Origin of the sequence: Streptomyces sp. NPDC058864 (genome assembly GCF_042742985.1) — a bacterium.
GTDB lineage: Bacteria > Actinomycetota > Actinomycetes > Streptomycetales > Streptomycetaceae > Actinacidiphila.
Window position 1 is genome coordinate 1 of the sequence record NZ_JBHYMQ010000001.1, and the last position, 18048, is coordinate 18048.

16 protein-coding genes are annotated in these 18048 nt (G+C 72.9%); 12 read left to right on the forward strand and 4 right to left on the reverse strand.

What is annotated here, in order from left to right; all coding sequences use genetic code 11:
* The 3 genes from ACFW3D_RS00005 to truA form a co-directional block, all read left to right on the forward strand.
* On the forward strand, positions 1-390 hold a 390-nt coding region (locus ACFW3D_RS00005), incomplete at its 5' end, for a DNA-directed RNA polymerase subunit alpha C-terminal domain-containing protein (RefSeq protein ID WP_500499487.1).
* Positions 391-471: 81 nt separating this feature from the next.
* A complete protein-coding gene (gene rplQ, locus ACFW3D_RS00010) occupies positions 472-975 on the forward strand; it encodes a bL17 family ribosomal protein (RefSeq protein ID WP_499513436.1) in 504 nt (167 codons plus the stop codon).
* Between the two features lie 72 nt (positions 976-1047).
* Positions 1048-1905 carry a tRNA pseudouridine(38-40) synthase TruA gene (gene truA, locus ACFW3D_RS00015; protein ID WP_500499489.1) on the forward strand — a complete coding sequence of 286 codons (858 nt, stop codon included), beginning with the start codon at positions 1048-1050 and terminating at the stop codon, positions 1903-1905.
* A gap of 43 nt (positions 1906-1948) precedes the next feature.
* On the opposite strand, the gene ACFW3D_RS00020 is transcribed toward truA, so the two are convergent.
* Both ACFW3D_RS00020 and ACFW3D_RS00025 read right to left on the reverse strand, forming a co-directional pair.
* Complete coding sequence (locus ACFW3D_RS00020) at positions 1949-3799, reverse strand: hypothetical protein (protein WP_500499491.1); 1851 nt, start codon at positions 3797-3799, stop codon at positions 1949-1951.
* A gap of 26 nt (positions 3800-3825) precedes the next feature.
* Complete coding sequence (locus ACFW3D_RS00025) at positions 3826-4866, reverse strand: hypothetical protein (RefSeq protein ID WP_500499493.1); 1041 nt, start codon at positions 4864-4866, stop codon at positions 3826-3828.
* Between the two features lie 65 nt (positions 4867-4931).
* Here ACFW3D_RS00025 and ACFW3D_RS00030 point away from each other — a divergent pair, with 65 nt between their 5' ends.
* From ACFW3D_RS00030 to glmM, 4 genes are all read left to right on the forward strand, one after another.
* Positions 4932-6554 (forward strand): ATP-binding cassette domain-containing protein, encoded by a 1623-nt coding sequence (locus ACFW3D_RS00030; protein ID WP_500499496.1) that lies wholly within the window; start codon positions 4932-4934, stop codon positions 6552-6554.
* 277 nt (positions 6555-6831) lie between these two features.
* A complete protein-coding gene (gene rplM / locus ACFW3D_RS00035; RefSeq protein WP_018562765.1) occupies positions 6832-7278 on the forward strand; it encodes a 50S ribosomal protein L13 in 447 nt (148 codons plus the stop codon).
* 40 nt (positions 7279-7318) lie between these two features.
* Positions 7319-7819: a 30S ribosomal protein S9 gene (gene rpsI, locus ACFW3D_RS00040; protein ID WP_319140461.1), complete on the forward strand. Its 501-nt coding sequence runs from the start codon at positions 7319-7321 to the stop codon at positions 7817-7819.
* Between the two features lie 145 nt (positions 7820-7964).
* Positions 7965-9323: a phosphoglucosamine mutase gene (glmM, locus tag ACFW3D_RS00045; protein WP_500499498.1), complete on the forward strand. Its 1359-nt coding sequence runs from the start codon at positions 7965-7967 to the stop codon at positions 9321-9323.
* Here the strand turns inward: glmM and ACFW3D_RS00050 are convergent.
* Together ACFW3D_RS00050 and coaA are read right to left on the reverse strand one after the other, a co-directional pair.
* On the reverse strand, positions 9320-10267 hold the full coding sequence (locus ACFW3D_RS00050) for a DUF389 domain-containing protein (RefSeq protein WP_500499501.1): 948 nt from the start codon (positions 10265-10267) through the stop codon (positions 9320-9322). The genes glmM and ACFW3D_RS00050 overlap by 4 nt on opposite strands.
* A gap of 29 nt (positions 10268-10296) precedes the next feature.
* Entirely contained in the window at positions 10297-11289 is a 993-nt protein-coding gene (coaA, locus tag ACFW3D_RS00055) for a type I pantothenate kinase (RefSeq protein WP_500499503.1), read from the reverse strand.
* 163 nt (positions 11290-11452) lie between these two features.
* On the opposite strand from coaA, the gene ACFW3D_RS00060 reads away from it, so the two are divergent.
* The 5 genes from ACFW3D_RS00060 to ACFW3D_RS00080 all read left to right on the forward strand — a co-directional run bounded on the left by ACFW3D_RS00060 (position 11453) and on the right by ACFW3D_RS00080 (position 17975).
* Entirely contained in the window at positions 11453-12427 is a 975-nt protein-coding gene (locus ACFW3D_RS00060) for an ATP-binding cassette domain-containing protein (protein ID WP_500499506.1), read from the forward strand.
* Positions 12424-13230, forward strand: coding sequence for an ABC transporter permease (locus ACFW3D_RS00065; protein ID WP_500499509.1), 807 nt, complete (start codon positions 12424-12426; stop codon positions 13228-13230). The genes ACFW3D_RS00060 and ACFW3D_RS00065 overlap by 4 nt, the downstream gene beginning before the upstream one ends.
* Before the next feature lie 97 nt (positions 13231-13327).
* On the forward strand, positions 13328-15175 hold the full coding sequence (gene glmS, locus ACFW3D_RS00070; protein WP_500499511.1) for a glutamine--fructose-6-phosphate transaminase (isomerizing): 1848 nt from the start codon (positions 13328-13330) through the stop codon (positions 15173-15175).
* A gap of 7 nt (positions 15176-15182) precedes the next feature.
* Positions 15183-15551, forward strand: a complete 369-nt coding sequence (locus ACFW3D_RS00075; protein ID WP_500499513.1) for a holo-ACP synthase — start codon at positions 15183-15185, stop codon at positions 15549-15551.
* 951 nt (positions 15552-16502) lie between these two features.
* Entirely contained in the window at positions 16503-17975 is a 1473-nt protein-coding gene (locus tag ACFW3D_RS00080) for an NAD(P)H-hydrate dehydratase (RefSeq protein WP_500499516.1), read from the forward strand.
* Positions 17976-18048 lie beyond the last annotated feature (73 nt).

Consider the following 18048-nt stretch of genomic DNA (forward strand, 5'->3'; position numbering starts at 1 on the left):
GGCAAGACCCTCGTCGAGCTGTTCGGTCTCGCCCGCGAGCTGAACGTCGACGCCGAGGGCATCGACATGGGCCCGTCCCCGACGGACGCCGCCCTGGCGGCGGACCTCGCGCTCCCGATCGAGGAGCTCGAGCTCACCGTCCGTTCCTACAACTGCCTCAAGCGCGAGGGCATCCACTCCGTGGGTGAGCTCGTGGCGCGCTCCGAGGCCGACCTGCTCGACATCCGCAACTTCGGTGCGAAGTCGATCGACGAGGTCAAGGCGAAGCTGGCCGGCATGGGCCTGGCCCTGAAGGACAGCCCGCCCGGATTCGACCCGACCTCCGCCGCCGACACCTTCGGTGCGGACGACGACGCCGACGCCGGCTTCGTCGAGACCGAGCAGTACTGATCCGACTGCCTCCAGGCGTCCGCCTGGGGGGTCCTGACACCGGTACCTGACACGGCCGGTGCAGATTAGAGGAGAAACACCATGCCGAAGCCCGCCAAGGGTGCCCGTCTGGGCGGCAGCGCCGCGCACGAGCGTCTGCTTCTCGCGAACCTCGCGAAGTCGCTGTTCGAGCACGGTCGCATCACCACCACCGAGGCCAAGGCGCGCCGTCTGCGCCCGGTCGCGGAGCGCCTGATCACCAAGGCGAAGAAGGGCGACATCCACAACCGTCGCCTGGTGCTGCAGACGATCACGGACAAGGGCATCGTCCACACGCTCTTCACCGAGATCGCCCCGCGGTACGAGAACCGCCCGGGTGGTTACACCCGCATCACCAAGATCGGTAACCGTCGCGGCGACAACGCGCCGATGGCCGTCATCGAGCTGGTGGAGGCGCTGACCGTGGCCCAGCAGGCCACGGGCGAGGCGGAGGCCGCGACCAAGCGCGCGGTCAAGGAGGCCGAGGCCAAGACCGAGGCTCCGGCCGAGGTCGAGGACAAGGCGGAGGCCACCGAGGCTCCGGCCGAGGAGTCCAAGGACGCCTGACGTCCCGACCGGACGGGCCCGCACCCAGATCGCTGGGGGCGGGCCCGTCCGCGTGTTTGAGAGGATCTGCGGGTGAGTGTGGCGAGCGATGAGGTGGAGCCCGGGTACGTCCGGGTGCGGCTGGACCTGGCGTACGACGGGGCCGAGTTCTCCGGTTGGGCGAAGCAGCGCAGCAGGAGGACGGTGCAGGGGGAACTGGAGTCGGCCCTCCGGACGGTGCTGCGGCTGCCCGACCCGGTCGAACTGACCGTCGCCGGGCGTACGGACGCGGGTGTGCACGCCCGGGGACAGGTCGCGCACGTCGACCTGCCGGAGGACGTCTGGGAGCTGGAGGGCGGCAAGCTGCTGCGCCGGCTGGCGGGACGGCTGCCCTGGGACGTACGGGTGTGGAAGGTCTCGCGGGCCCCGGCCGGCTTCAACGCGCGGTTCTCCGCGATCTGGCGCCGCTACGCCTACCGGGTCGGCGACCACCAGGGCGGTGTCGACCCCCTGCTGCGGGGGCACGTGCTGTGGCACGACCGGCCGGTGGACGTCGACCTGATGAACGAGGCGGCGCGGAAGCTGCTCGGCGAGCACGACTTCGCGGCCTACTGCAAGAAGCGGGAGGGCGCCACGACCATCCGTACCCTCCTGGAACTGCACTGGGAGCGGGACGCCTCCGGACTGGCCGTGGCGACGGTACGCGCCGACGCGTTCTGCCACAACATGGTGCGCGCCCTGGTCGGGGCGATGCTGCTGGTCGGCGACGGGCACCGGGCGGCCGGCTTCCCCGGCGAGGTCCTGGCGGGGCGGGTGCGGCACTCGGCGGTCAACGTCGTGCGGCCGCACGGGCTGACCCTGGAGGAGGTCGGCTACCCGGCGGACGAACTGCTGGCCGCACGCAACCGCGAGGCCCGCAACATGCGCACCCTGCCGCTGCCGCGCGCCTGACGGGCCGGCCCGCCGGGCCCGGGGCCGCCGCCGGCCCGCGCGCTCATCCGCGGCGGCGCAGTGCCGTGACCACCTGGGTGAGGACGTAGCCCGAGCCCAGGGAGGTCAGCAGCAGCGGGACCGGGCGGAGCCGGTCGTGGAAGGCGCCCCACCAGGAGAAGCAGGCGGCGGGGAGGAGCAGCAGCAGGTACAGGGCACGCGTGGCCCACCAGCGGCCGGGCAGCCGCACCGCGGTGTCCCGCGGGGGGAGCGGCATCGTGCCGTCCTCCGTGGCGAGGGTGTCCCTGACCCCGGAGAGGAAGCCGCGCGGGGCGAGCACCCGGGCGCCGGGCACACCGTCGAGCGCCGCGGGACGCTCGCCGAAGCCCTCCGGCAGGGCCGGCAGGCCCAGTGCCGTCACGGTGTCCGCGAGCCGCCGCCCCGGGGCGTCCATGCCGCGCAGCAGCGCGGTGAGGGGCCGTGCGTCGCGGACGCCGTAGGCCGCGGCGAGGGCGGCGGCCGTGGCCCCGGCGGCCTCCAGCGACGGTACGGGCGCCCCCGGTGCCCATTCGTGCGCGGCGACCCTCCGGCCCTTGGCGTACAGGGTGATCCCGTACCGGTCGCCCGAGCGCTGCAGGACGACGGCGGGCCACTTCTCACCCGCCGTGAACAGGTCGACGGCCCCCGCCAGGCTGCCTTCCCCGGTCAGCTCGACATGGGTGAAGCCCGCCCCGGCCGGGGCCAGCCGCAGCCCGGTCCGGCACAGCAGCGCCGCCTGCGCGACGGCGGTGAGCGGTGCGGAGGCCACCGCCAGGGTGCGCGGCGTCCAGTCGGAGGCGCCTGCCGGGACGGGGACCACGGGCGGGGCGCCGAAGAACGGGGTGCGGGTGGCGACCTGCATGCGCACCCCGGTGCGGAAGTCCAGGAACTCCTGGCGGGGATCCGCGCCCAGGTAGGCCCAGGGGAAGCCGGTGGCGTGCACACCGATGTCGCGGAAGACGCCCAGCGCCTCCTGCCAGCGGCCGGCGCGCACCAGCATCAGCGCCAGGTGGTTGCGGAACTCCGCCGCCTCCGGGTCGCCCGGGTCGTACCAGCCGGACAGCTCCATGGCACGGTCCACCGCGGCGGCGATACGGGCCGGCTCGACGGCGTCCGCGCCGGACGCGTCGTCGGCCGCGGGGCCGCCCGCGACGATCTCGTACTCGACCGCGGCGAGCAGCGGGAGTGCGTTGATCTTCGAGCCGGGCAGGGCCTCCTCGGCGGCCTGCTCGGCGAAGCCGAACATCTCGCGGTGGGTGCCGTACCACTTGGCGCACAGGTACTGCAGGGCGGAGGCGTGGCAGCCGTAGTGGTGCGGGGCGCGTTCGACGGCCTCGGTCCAGTACGCGTCGAAGATCTCCCGGGAGGACTGCATGCCGCGCGCGTGGGTGAGGGCGACGCGCCACGGCACGGGGTCGGCGGGGTTGAGCTCGGCGGCGGCGCCGATCACCGGGACCGCGTCCTTGAGCAGGGCGAAGAAGGCCTTGAACTGCTCCGGCGAGACCTGCGAGGCGCGGGCGCCGCTGCGTATCTCCCAGGCCTGGTGGATGCACAGATCGGCCTTGACCAGCGCCGCGTCCGGGTCCTCGGGGGCGGCGGCGAGCCAGGCGTCCAGCCAGCCGGGGTTGTGGAGGGCGAACTGCGCCAGCTCGGAGACGTAGGTGTCGCGCAGCTCCCACTGGCAGCCCAGCCGGGTCGCGGACAGCAGCTCCCGGGCGGGCCCGTGGTTCCCGCTGCCCGCCGCGGCGAGCGCGTCGCGCAGCGGGACGTCGGGGACGTCCAGGACGACGGCCTCGTCGGGCGGCAGGCCGGCCCCGACGGCGGCGCCGTGGCGGAGCATGCGGGGCAGGGTCAGCAGCGTACGCAGGGAGGGCATGCCGTTCCGGTCCGGGTGGGGTGGGGTCAGTTGGCCGGTGAGGCGGCCTCGGAGGCCATCGCGGCGTCGGCCTGGTCCCTGCCGCGCTGGACGATGCGGTTGAAGGCGTAGTTGAAGCCGTCCTGGCCGGCCTGCCGGGAGGCGGTGTCGGAGCCGGTGGCCGCCCTGCCGCTCTTGGGACCGGAGATGGTGAAGTACGCGTAGCGGCCCACGGCGCCGGACTTGGACCAGCACGCCACGGCGTGGCAGAAGTCGGCGACGCCGCCGCCGTTCAGCGGGCGCACGAACTTGTTGTTCCCGGCCAGCTTCTTGGCGGCGGCCGCGTCCTTGAACACGGCCACGCCGACGGTGACCGCGGAGCCGCCGCGGGTGTACGTCACGCGCATCATGCGGGTACAGCCGCTGCGGGCGAGGGCGGTGGCCAGCGGGCCGGAAGCGGCGTCGGCGCAGTCGCGGTTCTCCTTGGTGGCGCTCTTCACGTAGGAGCGGCCGCCGGAGTAGTCCAGCTTCTTGCCGGGGAAGAGGGTGCCCACGCCCAGCGGGGCGGTGTCCTTGGCGGCGGTGGAGAGGAAGTCCAGCGGGCCGTAGGTGGGGCCGGGGGAGACCTCGGAGAAGGAGGGCTCGGGCGGCAGGGCGACGTCGGAGGCGGGGGCCGAGGCGGTCGCGGTGGGGGAGGGGGCGGGGCCGCTGCCGGAGCTGACCACCGCGACCGCGACGATTCCGGCGACGGCCGCGGCGCCGAGCACGCCGCCGCCTATGAGGAGCAGCCGGCGGCGCCTGGCACCGGCCTCCGCCTCGTCGGCGAGCGCGGACCAGTCCGGCTCGTCGGCGGTGCGCGGCGCGTACTGCGGCTGCGCGGGGCCCCGGGTGCCCTGACCGGGCTGCGGGGGCGCCCAGTCGGCCGGCGGGGTCCAGGCGGGCTGCTGGGGCTGGTGGTCGGGGCCGCCGACGACCTGGCCGCGGAGCACCTGGCGCTGCTCCTCGGGGGTGCCGGGGACGCCTTGCCGTCCCGGCGGTGCGGTCCATCCCTCGTTCGGGTTGTACGGCTGCTGCGGCCCGTCAGTCATGGCGCGGATTCTATAGAGGAGAAAACCAGTTTGGCGGCGGGCGGCCGCGCTACGAGAATCCACACATGGGACATGTGGACGTTGCGCATCTGGAGTACTACTTGCCGGACGGCCGGGTGTTGCTGGGCGACGTCTCGTTCCGGGTGGGCGAGGGTGCCGCGGTGGCCCTCGTCGGGGCGAACGGCGCCGGCAAGACGACCCTCCTGCGGCTGATCTCCGGCGAGTTGAAGCCGCACGGCGGCACGGTCACGGTGAGCGGCGGGCTGGGCGTGATGCCGCAGTTCGTCGGCTCGGTGCGGGACGACCGCACCGTGCGGGACCTGCTGGTGTCCGTGGCGCCGCCGCGGATCCGCGAGGCCGCGGCGGCCGTCGACGCGGCCGAGCTGGAGATCATGGCGCAGGACGACGAGGCCGCCCAGCTGGCCTACGCGCAGGCGCTCAGCGACTGGGCCGAGGCCCGCGGCTACGAGGCCGAGACGGTCTGGGACATGTGCACCACGGCCGCGCTGGGCGTCCCGTACGAGCGGGCCCAGTGGCGCGAGGTGCGGACGCTGTCGGGCGGCGAGCAGAAGCGGCTGGTGCTGGAGGCGCTGCTGCGCGGCACCGATGAGGTGCTGCTGCTGGACGAGCCGGACAACTACCTCGACGTCCCCGGCAAGCGCTGGCTGGAGGAGCAGCTGCGGCAGACCAGGAAGACGGTGCTGTTCGTCTCCCACGACCGGGAGCTGCTGGCCCGCTCCGCCGAGAAGATCGTCAGCGTGGAGCCGGGACCGGCCGGTTCGGACGTGTGGGTGCACGGCGGCGGCTTCGCCACGTACCACGAGGCGCGACGCGAACGCTTCGCCCGCTTCGAGGAACTGCGGCGGCGCTGGGAAGAGGAGCACGCCCGGCTGAAGAAGCTCGTACTGACCCTCCGTCAGCAGGCCGCGATCAGCCCCGACATGGCCTCCCGTTACCGGGCCGCGCAGACCCGGCTGCGGAAGTTCGAGGAGGCGGGGCCGCCGCAGGAGCCGCCGCGCGAGCAGGACATCCGCATGCGGCTGTCCGGCGGGCGCACCGGCCTGCGCGCCGTCACGTGCGGGCGGCTGGAGCTGACCGGGCTGATGAAACCGTTCGACCTGGAGGTCTTCTACGGGGAGCGGGTGGCCGTCCTGGGTTCGAACGGCTCCGGCAAGTCGCACTTCCTGCGGCTGCTGGCGGGGGACCCCGGCGTGCGGCACACGGGGGAGTGGAAGCTGGGCGCGCGGGTCGTGCCGGGGCACTTCGCGCAGACTCACGCGCACCCGGAGCTGATGGGGCGCACCCTCGTCGACATCCTGTGGACCGAGCACGCCCGCGACCGCGGCAAGGCGATGTCCGCGCTGCGGCGCTACGAACTCGACCGCCAGGGCGACCAGCGCTTCGACCAGCTCTCGGGCGGGCAGCAGGCACGCTTCCAGATCCTGCTGCTGGAGCTGGCCGGGGCGACCGCGCTGCTGCTGGACGAGCCGACGGACAACCTGGACCTGGAGTCGGCGGAGGCCCTGCAGGAGGGGCTGGAGGCGTTCGACGGGACCGTGCTCGCGGTCACGCACGACCGCTGGTTCGCCCGCAGCTTCGACCGGTACCTGGTCTTCGGCGCGGACGGGCTCGTCCGGGAGGTGCCGGAGCCGGTGTGGGACGAGACGCGGGTCGTGCGGGAGCGGTGACCGGGGCCCGCGGGACGGAGGCACGGGCGGGGGCGGCGGGGGCGGGCCGCGCCCCGGGCGCGGGCTGTTTTGACCCGAACGGGCAGGCGCGGGTATTCTGCAGGTTCGTTATGCGTATTGGCTTGCTCGTTCTCACGTGAGAGGCCGCTACGCCGGTCCACCGGGCCGATGACCAGCGTTCGTCCTGCGGTATGCGTCGCCGCAGGCGATAGGGCTGTCGTGATCGTCCGGGTGGCCTTGTCAGTACCCACTCACTGAAGAAGCGAAGGCTACGACCGTGCGTACGTTCAGCCCCAAGCCCGGCGATGTCCAGCGCCAGTGGCACGTCATTGACGCGCAGGACGTCGTCCTGGGTCGTCTGGCGTCCCAGGCCGCGTCCCTCCTGAGGGGCAAGCACAAGCCGATTTATGCGCCCCACGTCGACACCGGTGACTTCGTCATCATCATCAACGCCGACAAGGTGCACCTCTCCGGCAACAAGAAGCAGCAGAAGCTCGCCTACCGTCACTCGGGCTTCCCCGGCGGTCTGCGTTCCGTCCGCTACGACGAGCTGCTCGACAAGAACCCCGAGAAGGCCATCGAGAAGGCCGTCAAGGGCATGCTGCCCAAGAACAGCCTGGGCCGCCAGATGCTCTCGAAGCTGAAGGTCTACGCGGGTGCGGAGCACCCGCACGGCGCCCAGCAGCCGGTTCCGTTCGAGATCAGCCAGGTCGCGCAGGGCTAGTCCCGGCCACCACCGACACAGAAAGCATCTGAGGAGCATCGTGGCCGAGACCACCCCTGAGACCCCTCTCGTCGAGGACGGCGAGATCGTGGAGACCATCGAGATCCCGGAGGAGTACACCTCCGAGTCCCTCGCCTCCCGCTTCGGCGAGCCCCAGCCGGCCGCCGGCACGGGCCGCCGCAAGGAGTCCGTCGCCCGCGTCCGGATCATCCCGGGCTCCGGCAAGTGGACGATCAACGGTCGCACCCTGGAGGAGTACTTCCCCAACAAGGTGCACCAGCAGGAAGTCAACGAGCCGTTCAAGATCCTTGAGCTCGACGGCCGTTACGACGTCATCGCCCGCATCAACGGCGGCGGCATCTCCGGCCAGGCCGGTGCGCTGCGCCTGGGCGTCGCCCGTGCGCTGAACGAGGCGGACGTCGACAACAACCGCGGCCCGCTCAAGAAGGCCGGCTTCCTGACCCGCGACGCGCGTGAGATCGAGCGCAAGAAGGCCGGTCTGAAGAAGGCCCGCAAGGCGCCGCAGTACAGCAAGCGCTGATCATCGCGCAGGCTGCACTGCACGTACGCCCCGGAGGCACTTTGTGCGTCTCCGGGGCGTACGCATTCCGGGGGGTATAGACGTATAACCGGATGAACGCCCGACCGGCACGGGGCGCAGCACGGCAACATCTCGGAGGAAAGACGTGGGACGACTCTTCGGTACGGACGGTGTGCGCGGTGTCGCGAACGCGGATCTGACGGCCGAGCTCGCGCTCGGACTGTCGGTGGCGGCGGCGCACGTGCTCGCCGAGGCGGGCACGTTCGAGGGCCACAAGCCGGTGGCCGTGGTGGGACGGGATCCGCGCGCGTCCGGAGAGTTCCTGGAGGCCGCGGTGGTGGCCGGGCTCGCCAGCGCCGGCGTCGACGTGCTGCGGGTGGGCGTACTGCCGACCCCGGCCGTGGCCTACCTCACCGGCGCGCTCGGCGCGGACCTGGGCGTGATGCTCTCCGCGAGCCACAACCCGATGCCGGACAACGGCATCAAGTTCTTCGCCCGGGGCGGCCACAAGCTCGCCGACGAACTCGAGGACCGCATCGAGTCCGTCTACGAGGAGCACCGCACCGGCGCGCCCTGGGACCGCCCCACCGGCGCCGGAGTGGGCCGTGTGCGGGAGTACGACGAGGGCTTCGACCAGTACGTGGCCCACCTGATCGCCGTCCTGCCGAACCGCCTGGACGGCCTGAAGATCGTCCTGGACGAGGCCCACGGCGCCGCCGCGCGCGTCTCGCCCGAGGCCTTCGCCCGGGCCGGCGCCGAGGTGATCACCATCGGCGCCCAGCCGGACGGCCTCAACATCAACGACGGCTGCGGCTCCACCCACCTGGACCTGATCAAGGCCGCCGTCATCGACCACGGCGCGCACCTCGGCATCGCCCACGACGGTGACGCCGACCGGTGCCTGGCCGTGGACCACGAGGGCAACGAGGTCGACGGCGACCAGATCCTGGCCGTGCTGGCCCTCGCCCTGCGCGAGGCGGACCGGCTGCGGAAGAACACGGTGGTCGGCACCGTCATGTCCAACCTGGGTTTCAAGCTCGCCATGGAGCGCGAGGGCATCGACCTGGTGCAGACCGCGGTCGGTGACCGCTACGTGCTGGAGTCGATGAAGGAGCACGGCTACGCGCTCGGCGGCGAGCAGTCCGGCCACGTGATCATCCTGGACCACGCCACCACCGGCGACGGCACCCTCACCGGCCTCATGCTGGCCGCCCGGATGGCCGCGACCGGCCGTTCGCTGGCCGACCTGGCGACCGTCATGGAACGGCTGCCGCAGGTCCTGATCAACGTCCGGGACGTCGACAAGAGCCGCGTCGAGTCCTCCAACGAGCTGTCCGCGGCCGTGACCGAGGCGGAGACCGAGCTGGGCACCACCGGCCGGGTGCTGCTGCGTTCCTCCGGCACCGAGCCGGTGGTCCGCGTCATGGTCGAGGCCGCCGACATCGACCACGCCCGCTCCGTGGCCGGACGGCTCGCCGACGCCGTGAAGTCCGCGCTCGGCTAGGACGCGCGCGACACCGTACGGCGCCTGCGCTGCATCGTCCAGAAGCCCTTCTGGGCGAGCAGCGTCAGGACGCCGGCGATGACGATGCCCGCCAGGTTGACGCCCAGCTGCGCCGACGAGCCCCACAGCTCGCGGTAGTCGCCGTAGGACAGTGCGAGGGCGGCGTTGGCGGCCGCCGGGACGGTGGTCACCGAGATCGCCACGCCGACCAGCGCACCGGACTTGGCGGACGTCAGCGACAGGATCCCGGCGATTCCGGCGAGGAACGCCACCACGAAGGAGCTGGCGTCCGGCTGCCAGATGAACGCGGTCGACGGATGCGGCGCCGTGAAGTCGTCCAGGCTGAAGACGCCGAGGACGTCCATCAGGTAGTTGAAACCGCCGGTGAGCACCATCGCCACCGGGAAGCCCACCACCAGCGCCACCAGCGAGCGCCGCGTCAGCCGCCCGTGGCGCTGGACCAGGCCGGTGCACACACCCGCCAGCGGCCCGAACTCCGGACCCACCACCATTGCGCCGACGATCAGGATCGCGCTGTCCAGCATCACGCCGCACGCCGCCAGCATCGTGGCCAGCGCCAGGAACGCCAGGTAGGTCACGGTGAGGGTGGACTCCTCGTGGGTCGCGTCCGTCAGCGACTCCCACAGCACGGCGTCCGCGCCCTCCCCGGGCGCCTCCTCCTCGGCCTCGTCGGCGCGGGCCGACAGCGACAGGTCGATGTGTTCCACCGCGATCGAGCCCGCGTCGGCGACACCCATGCGCCGCAGGGCCCGCAGCAGTTCGTCACCGGCCTCGCGCGCCACGTCGCACATCACGATGTCCCCGCGGGGGACACGGGCCGCTCCGGGAAGGACGGCGACGTGGGTGGCGCCCACGGTCCCCTCGACGAGCGACACGACCTCGTCGGTTCTTCCCTGCGGGACGATCATCCGGAGATGCAGCATGCGGGGCAGGCTACCGGGCGGTCCGCGGACTACAGCTTGCGCAGGGAGAGCTTCTGCACCTTGTGGTCGGGGCCCTTGCGCAGGACCAGGGTGGCCCGTCCGCGGGTCGGGAGCACGTTCTCCAGAAGGTTGGGCTGGTTGATGGCGCGCCAGGTGTGGCGGCCGTACTCCATGGCCTCCTCCTCGGAGACCTCGGTGTAGCGGTGGAAGTACGACAGCGGGTTCTGGAAGGCGGTCTCGCGCAGCTTGCGGAAGCGCGCCAGGTACCACTGCTCGATGTCCTCGGTGCGCGCGTCCACGTACACGCTGAAGTCGAAGTAGTCGGCGAGCGCGACCCTCGTGCGGCCGTCCTTGCCCGGCAGGGCGGGCTGCAGCACGTTCAGGCCCTCGACGATGAGGATGTCCGGCCGCCGGACCACGAGCTCCTCGTCCGGCACGATGTCGTAGATCAGGTGCGAGTAGACGGGCGCGCGCACCTCGTCCTTGCCGGCCTTCACGTCGGCCACGAACCGGGTCAGGGCGCGCCGGTCGTAGGACTCGGGGAAGCCCTTGCGCGACATCAGCTCGCGGCGCTGGAGCTCTGCCTTGGGCAGCAGGAAGCCGTCGGTGGTGACCAGTTCCACCCGCGGGTGCTCCGGCCAGCGGGCGAGCAGCGCCTTCAGGATGCGCGCGGTGGTCGACTTGCCGACCGCCACGCTGCCGGCGACGCCGATGACGAAGGGCGTGCCGTCCTGCGAGCCGTGGCCCTCCCCGGTGTCGTCGAGGAAGGTGTTGACCGCGCCGCGCAGGCCGTGGGTGGCGCCGACGTAGAGGTTGAGCAGCCGCGACAGCGGCAGGTAGACGTCGATCACCTCGTCCAGGTCGATGACGTCACCGAGGCCGCGCAGCCGCTCGACCTCCTCCGCGGTGAGCGGCAGCGGTGTGCGGTCGCGCAGCGCGCTCCACTCGGCCCGCGTCAGGTCGACGTACGGCGTGGGCTCGGCGCGGCGGCGGGTCGGGTGGGGCGAAATGGTCGGCGGCACGGATTCATTGTTGCGCCGGGGTGAACGCCACTCACGCCGGGGTCGTCCGGGCTGCTGACCGAAGGCCGCGTCAGCGGGATGTCAGCCCGTTGTCAGTGGCATCCGGGACAGTGGTGCGCAACGGAACAACACCGAGCGAACCACGACGGGGAGGACATCGCGGATGAGTTACGCGATCCAGGCGGAGGGCCTGGTCAAACGCTTCAAGGAGACCACGGCCCTGGCCGGCGTGGACCTGGCCGCACGCAGCGGCACGGTGCTCGGCGTGCTCGGCCCCAACGGGGCGGGGAAGACGACGGCGGTGCGCATCCTGGCCACCCTGCTGCGGCCGGACGCCGGCCGGGCCCTCGTCGGCGGGCACGACGTGGTGCGCGAGGCCGGCGCCGTGCGCGCCCTGGTCGGGCTCACCGGGCAGTACGCGGCCGTGGACGAGATGCTCACCGGCCACGAGAACCTGCTGATGATCGCCCGGCTGCTGGGCCTGCCGCGCCGTGAGGCCCGTGCCCGGGCGACCCGGCTGCTGGAGGAGTTCCGGCTCGCCGACGCGGGCGGCCGGGCCGCCAAGACGTACTCCGGCGGCATGCGGCGGCGCCTGGACCTCGCCGCGAGCCTGGTCGGCCGGCCGCGGGTGCTCTTCCTCGACGAGCCCACCACCGGTCTGGACCCGCACAGCCGCAACGAGTTGTGGGACATCGTCCGCGGCCTGGTCGGGGACGGCACGACGGTGCTGCTGACCACGCAGTACCTGGAGGAGGCCGACCAGCTCGCCGACGACATCGCGGTCGTCGACCGCGGCCGGGTGATCGCCGAGGGCACGCCGGACGGGCTCAAGGAGCAGGTCGGCGGGCAGGTGCTCCAAGTGCGGCCGATGGTCGCGGAACAGCTGGAGAAGGTCCTCGCGATCGTCTCGGCGACCGCCGGGCCCACCGCCAAGGCCGAGTCCGGCCTGGTCACCGCGCCGGTCAACGACCCGGAGCTGATGCCCGCCGTCGTACGGCGGCTGGACGAGGCAGGGGTGCGGGTGAGTGAGCTCACGCTGCGCCGCTCCAGCCTCGACGAGGTGTTCCTGTCCCTGACCGGGCACCGCGCCGTGGAGGAGACGACGACGGACGAGGACAAGACGGAGGCCCTGGTATGAGCGCCGTGACCGTGGACGTGATGCCGGTCGCCAAGGTCCGGCTCCGGGACGGGCTGCAGCAGACCTGCACCCTCGCCTGGCGCAACCTGGTGCAGATCAAGCACAACCCGATGGAGCTGATGGACCTCAGCGTCCAGCCCGTCATGTTCGTGCTGCTCTTCACCTACGTCTTCGGCGGTCAGATGGCCGGCTCGCCGGACGCCTACCTGCAGTACGCGCTGCCCGGGATCATCGTGCAGAACGCCCTCTTCGCGACCATGAACACCGCGATGGGCCTCAACATCGACCTCACCAAGGGCGTCCTGGACCGGCTGCGCTCGCTGCCGATCGCCCGTTCCGCGCCGCTCATGGGGCGGGTCGTGGCGGACCTCGGCAAGCAACTGTGGTCGCTGCTGCTGATGCTGGGCCTGGGCGTGGTCATGGGCTTCGACGTGCACGGCGGCGTGCCCGGCGTGCTGGGCGCCGCGGGCCTGCTGCTGGCCTTCGCGGTCGCCATGTCCTGGATGACGCTGCTGATCGGGATGCTGGTCTCCGAGCCCGAGAAGGTGATGACCTTCGGGTTCGTGCTGGTCATGCCGCTCACCTTCACCTCCAGCGCCTTCGTGCGGGCCGACACCATGCCCGGCTGGCTCAGGGCGTGGGCGGACGTGAACCCGGTCACCCGCCTGGCCGACGCCGTACGAGGGCTGATGACCGGCTCCGGTGCGGTCGCCGGACCGGTCATGTGGTCGCTGCTGTGGGCCGCGGGGATCGCGGTGGTCTTCGTCCCGCTGGTGATGCGCGCCTACCGCGCGCGCAGCTGAACGCACGCCCAGGGATGCCCCGGGCCGTCCCGGTCCGGGGCCCCGCGGTGTCCGCCGCCGGGTTCGCGTCCGCCCTCCGCCGCCTAGAGTTCTCCTCATGTGCGGAATCGTTGGATACGTGGGCGGCCAGTCCGCCCTCGACGTTGTCATCGCGGGTCTCAAGCGGCTGGAGTACCGGGGCTACGACTCGGCGGGCGTCGCCGTCCTCGCCGACGGCGGCCTGGCAGCGGCCAAGAAGGCCGGCAAGCTCGCCAACCTGGAGAAGCTGCTGGACGAGCGCCCGCTGCCGACCGGCCTCGCCGGCCTCGGGCACACCCGCTGGGCCACCCACGGCGGCCCCACGGACGCCAACGCGCACCCGCACCTGGACAACGCGGGCCGGGTCGCCGTCGTCCACAACGGCATCATCGAGAACTTCGCCGTCCTGCGCGCCGAACTCGCCGAGCGCGGCCACGACCTGCTCTCCGAGACCGACACCGAGGTCGTCTCCCACCTCCTCGCCGAGGCCTACTCCTCCACCGGGGACCTCGCCGAGGCCATGCGCCAGGTCTGCGGCCGTCTCGAGGGCGCCTTCACCCTGGTGGCCGTCCACGCCGACGAGCCGGACGTGGTGGTCGGCGCCCGGCGCAACTCCCCGCTCGTCGTGGGCGTCGGCGACGGCGAGAACTTCCTCGCCTCCGACGTGGCGGCCTTCATCGCGTACACCCGCGACGCCATCGAACTCGGCCAGGACCAGGTCGTCGAGCTGCGCCGCGAGGGCGTCACCGTCACGGACTTCGAGGGCAAGCCCGCGGACGTCCGGCCGTACCACATCGACTGGGACGCCTCCGCCGCCGAGAAGGGCGGCTACGACTACTTCATGCTCAAGGAGATCGCCGAGCAGCCCAAGGCCGTCGCCGACACGCTGCTGGGCCGGATCGACGCGAGCGGCCTGCTGACCCTCGACGAGGTGCGCATCCCCGCCTCCGTGCTGCGCGAGGTCGACAAGATCGTCATCGTCGCCTGCGGCACCGCCTTCCACGCGGGCATGATCGCCAAGTACGCGATCGAGCACTGGACCCGCATCCCCTGCGAGGTCGAGCTCGCCAGCGAGTTCCGCTACCGCGACCCGATCCTGGCCCCGCGCACCCTGGTGGTCGCCATCAGCCAGTCCGGCGAGACCATGGACACCCTCATGGCCCTGCGGCACGCCCGCGAGCAGGGCTCCAAGGTGCTGGCCATCTGCAACACCAACGGATCCACCATCCCGCGCGAGTCCGACGCCGTGCTCTACACGCACGCCGGCCCCGAGGTCGCCGTCGCCTCCACCAAGGCCTTCCTCACCCAGGTCGTCGCCTGCTACCTCGTCGCCCTCTACCTGGGCCAGGTGCGCGGCACGAAGTGGGGCGACGAGATCGTCGCCGTCATCCGCGAGCTCTCCCAGATCTCCCGCCAGGTCGAGCAGGTCCTGGAGACCATGGAGCCGGTCCGCGAACTGGCCCGCTCCCTCAAGGACAAGAAGACCGTCCTCTTCCTCGGCCGCCACGTGGGCTACCCCGTGGCGCTGGAGGGCGCGCTCAAGCTCAAGGAGCTCGCCTACATGCACGCCGAGGGCTTCGCCGCCGGCGAGCTCAAGCACGGCCCCATCGCACTGATCGAGGAGGACCTCCCGGTCGTGGTGGTCGTGCCGTCGCCGCGCGGGCGCTCGGTGCTGCACGACAAGATCGTCTCCAACATCCAGGAGATCCGCGCCCGCGGCGCGCGCACCATCGTCATCGCGGAGGAGGGCGACGAGTCCGTCGTCCCCTACGCGGACCACCTGGTGCGGGTGCCGCAGACGCCGACACTGCTGCAGCCGCTGGTCGCGACCGTGCCGCTGCAGGTCTTCGCGTGCGAACTGGCCACGGCCCGCGGGAACGAGGTCGACCAGCCGCGGAACCTCGCGAAGTCCGTCACGGTCGAGTGATCGCGCCGTGATCATCGGGGTGGGCATCGACGTCGCCGAGATCGACCGCTTCGAGCAGTCCCTGGAGCGCACGCCCGGCCTCGCCGAGCGGCTCTTCCTCCCCGGCGAGCTCCACCTTCCCAGTGGGGCCCGCCGGGGCGGCGCCTCCCTCGCGGCGCGGTTCGCCGCGAAGGAGGCGGTGGCCAAGGCCCTGGGAGCGCCTGCGGGGCTGCACTGGGCGGACGCGGAGGTCGTCACGGAGGATTCGGGGCAGCCTCGGCTCGTCGTCCGGGGGACGGTGGCGGCGCGGGCCGAGCAGTTGGGGGTGCGGGCGTTCCACGTCTCCCTCAGCCACGACGCGGGGGTCGCGTCCGCGGTGGTCATCGCGGAGGGGTGACGCCGCGGACCGGGGTCGTTTCTGCGGGCCGGTTGTCTGTGCGATCGTTTGCGCCTGCGGCGGGCATTTTCCCCGCGCCCCGCCCGGTGCACCGGATGGTTGGTCCGGGTTGGTCGCATCCGCGGCGCTGCCCACGTCATGCGCGGCGTGCTCCGCCGGCGTCTTGGCGCTTCGGCATCCAGGTGCGGTGGGCGCCGGCCGGTTGACGGGCGTCGACTGCCGGGCGCGGTGTGTCGTCATGTGTCCCGCCGTCTCGCTCCCTTCGGTCGCAAAGCGGCGGGCTGCGGACGGGAGGGTGCCGGTCTGGGGCGGGCCGGCGGTGTGCGAGTGGGTGCGTGGCGGGGTTCAGGCGCCGGAGCGGGCTGCCCTTCCTGCGGCTGGGGTCTCGTTGCCGTCCGCGGGTGCAGATGGCTGGTTGCCACGCCCACCGTTCGTGGGTGGCGTGCCCGCCGTAACCGGCGTCTGCGGGTAATTCCCCTATAGGCAACGGGCTCGGCTGGTCAGTTTCCGAGATCGGGCCCTGTTCCGCCGACGTAGTCGGCGATAGCGGGCATGATCTCCCACGGTCCCCTCAACCGCACTCCGAAGCACCCGCAGACGCCGGTGACCCCCTCCGCCGGTCCCACGACCAACGCGCGGTGGGGGGTGAGAAGGCGAACCGGAATGACCCCGGATTGCCTCCTCACCCCCTCCGGCCGTCAGTCGCCTACACAGCAGGAGGGGGTGTGGCGGGGTGCGCCCATGGGGGTCCCCCCCGGCCGAAGGCTGGGGGAGACGAGCGGTGATGCCGGTGACGGAATGGCCCGGCGAATCCGCGAGCGCTGTGGGGGTCCCCCGGTCGAAGGCTGGGGGAGGGCGGGCGGCGGGGAAAAGAACCCCAACCGCAACCACAAACGACCCGCGCACGCGGGACGGCGGGCAACGAACGCCCCGCGGTGGGAACATGGGCGCATGCGGCAGGCCTACAGCGTGGAGACCGTACGGGCGGCGGAGCGGGCGCTCATGGCGCGGGTTCCGGAGGGGGCCCTGATGCTGCGGGCGGCGGCCGGCCTGGCGGCCGCGTGCGCGAACGCGCTCGCTACCGGGGGCGGCGTCTACGCGTCCCGCGTCGTCGTGCTGACCGGGAGCGGGGACAACGGCGGCGACGCCCTGTACGCGGGGGCGCGCTTGGCGCGGCGCGGGGCGGGGGTGACCGCCGTCCTGCTGGCGCCGCAGAAGGCGCACCGCGGGGGCCTGGCGGCCCTGCGCGCCGCGGGCGGCCGGGCGGTCACCCCGGAGGACGTGGACGCGGTGGCCCTGGTCCACCGCGCCGACCTCGTGCTGGACGGCATCGTGGGCATCGGCGGCAAGGGCGGCCTGCGCCTGGAGGCGGTGCCGCTGGCGGAGGCCGCGCATGCGTCCCGGGCGGTCGTGGTCGCCGTGGACCTGCCCAGCGGCGTGGACGCAGACACGGGCGAGGTCCGGGGCGCGGCGGTGCGCGCCGACCTGACGGTGACGTTCGGCACGTACAAGCCGGGCCTGCTCGTGGACCCGGCCGCCGGGCACGCGGGCGCTCTGCGCCTGGTCGACATCGGCCTCGGCGCCTGCCTGGACGGCACCCCGCCCGACCTGGAGGCGCTGCAGCACGCCGACGTCGCCGCCCTCCTGCCGGTCCCGGACGCCGAGAGCGACAAGTACCGGCGCGGGGTGGTGGGCGTTGTCGCGGGCTCTGAGCGCTACCCCGGCGCCGCCGTGCTCGCGGTGGCGGGGGCGTTGCGCGCGGGCGCGGGGGCGGTGCGGTACGTGGGCCCGGGGGCGCGGGCCGTGCTGGACCGCTTCCCGGAGACGCTGGTGTCGGCGGGGCCGCCGCACAAGGCCGGCCGGGTGCAGGCCTGGGTGGTGGGCCCGGGGCTGGGCGACGGCCCGGAGGCACGGCGCTCGGTGGACGACGTGCTCGCCTCGGACGTGCCCGTGCTCGTCGACGCGGACGGCCTGCGGCTGCTGGACCGGGCCGTCGTGCGCTCCCGCACCGCGGGCACCGTGCTGACCCCGCACGCGGGGGAGGCGGCCGCGCTGCTCGGTGTGGCCCGCGAGGAGGTGGAGGCGGCGCGGCTGGACCATGTGCGGCGCCTGGCCGAGGCGTTCGGGGCGACGGCGCTGCTGAAGGGCTCCACGACGCTCGTCGCGTCCCCGGAGCCGGGGGTGCCGGTCCGGGTCAACCCCACGGGGACGTCCTGGCTGGCGACGGCCGGCAGCGGTGACGTGCTCTCTGGGATCACCGGGTCCCTGCTGGCCGCCGGGCTCGCCCCGCGCGACGCGGCCTCCGTCGGCGCCTATCTGCACGGCCTGTCGGCGCGCGTCGCCGCGGGCCAGGTGGGCGCGCCGATCGCCGCGCACGACGTGGCCGCCGCCCTTCCCGGCGCCTGGCGCGACATCAGGTCCTGAGCCGCCGTCAACTGGGCGAAACGGGTGGACTCCGCCGACGCGGCGTTCTGCCGGGCGGCCGCACGTCAATTTG

What these genes read in the sequence shown, in the direction of transcription:
- rplQ (WP_499513436.1), top strand. Translation starts at nt 472, where the DNA reads ATGCCGAAGCCCGCCAAGGGTGCCCGTCTGGGCGGCAGCGCCGCGCAC.
- ACFW3D_RS00020 (WP_500499491.1), bottom strand. Translation starts at nt 3,799, where the DNA reads ATGCCCTCCCTGCGTACGCTGCTGACCCTGCCCCGCATGCTCCGCCAC.
- ACFW3D_RS00025 (WP_500499493.1), bottom strand. Translation starts at nt 4,866, where the DNA reads ATGACTGACGGGCCGCAGCAGCCGTACAACCCGAACGAGGGATGGACC.
- ACFW3D_RS00030 (WP_500499496.1), top strand. Translation starts at nt 4,932, where the DNA reads ATGGGACATGTGGACGTTGCGCATCTGGAGTACTACTTGCCGGACGGC.
- ACFW3D_RS00050 (WP_500499501.1), bottom strand. Translation starts at nt 10,267, where the DNA reads ATGCTGCATCTCCGGATGATCGTCCCGCAGGGAAGAACCGACGAGGTC.
- ACFW3D_RS00060 (WP_500499506.1), top strand. Translation starts at nt 11,453, where the DNA reads ATGAGTTACGCGATCCAGGCGGAGGGCCTGGTCAAACGCTTCAAGGAG.
- ACFW3D_RS00065 (WP_500499509.1), top strand. Translation starts at nt 12,424, where the DNA reads ATGAGCGCCGTGACCGTGGACGTGATGCCGGTCGCCAAGGTCCGGCTC.
- glmS (WP_500499511.1), top strand. Translation starts at nt 13,328, where the DNA reads ATGTGCGGAATCGTTGGATACGTGGGCGGCCAGTCCGCCCTCGACGTT.
- ACFW3D_RS00080 (WP_500499516.1), top strand. Translation starts at nt 16,503, where the DNA reads ATGCGGCAGGCCTACAGCGTGGAGACCGTACGGGCGGCGGAGCGGGCG.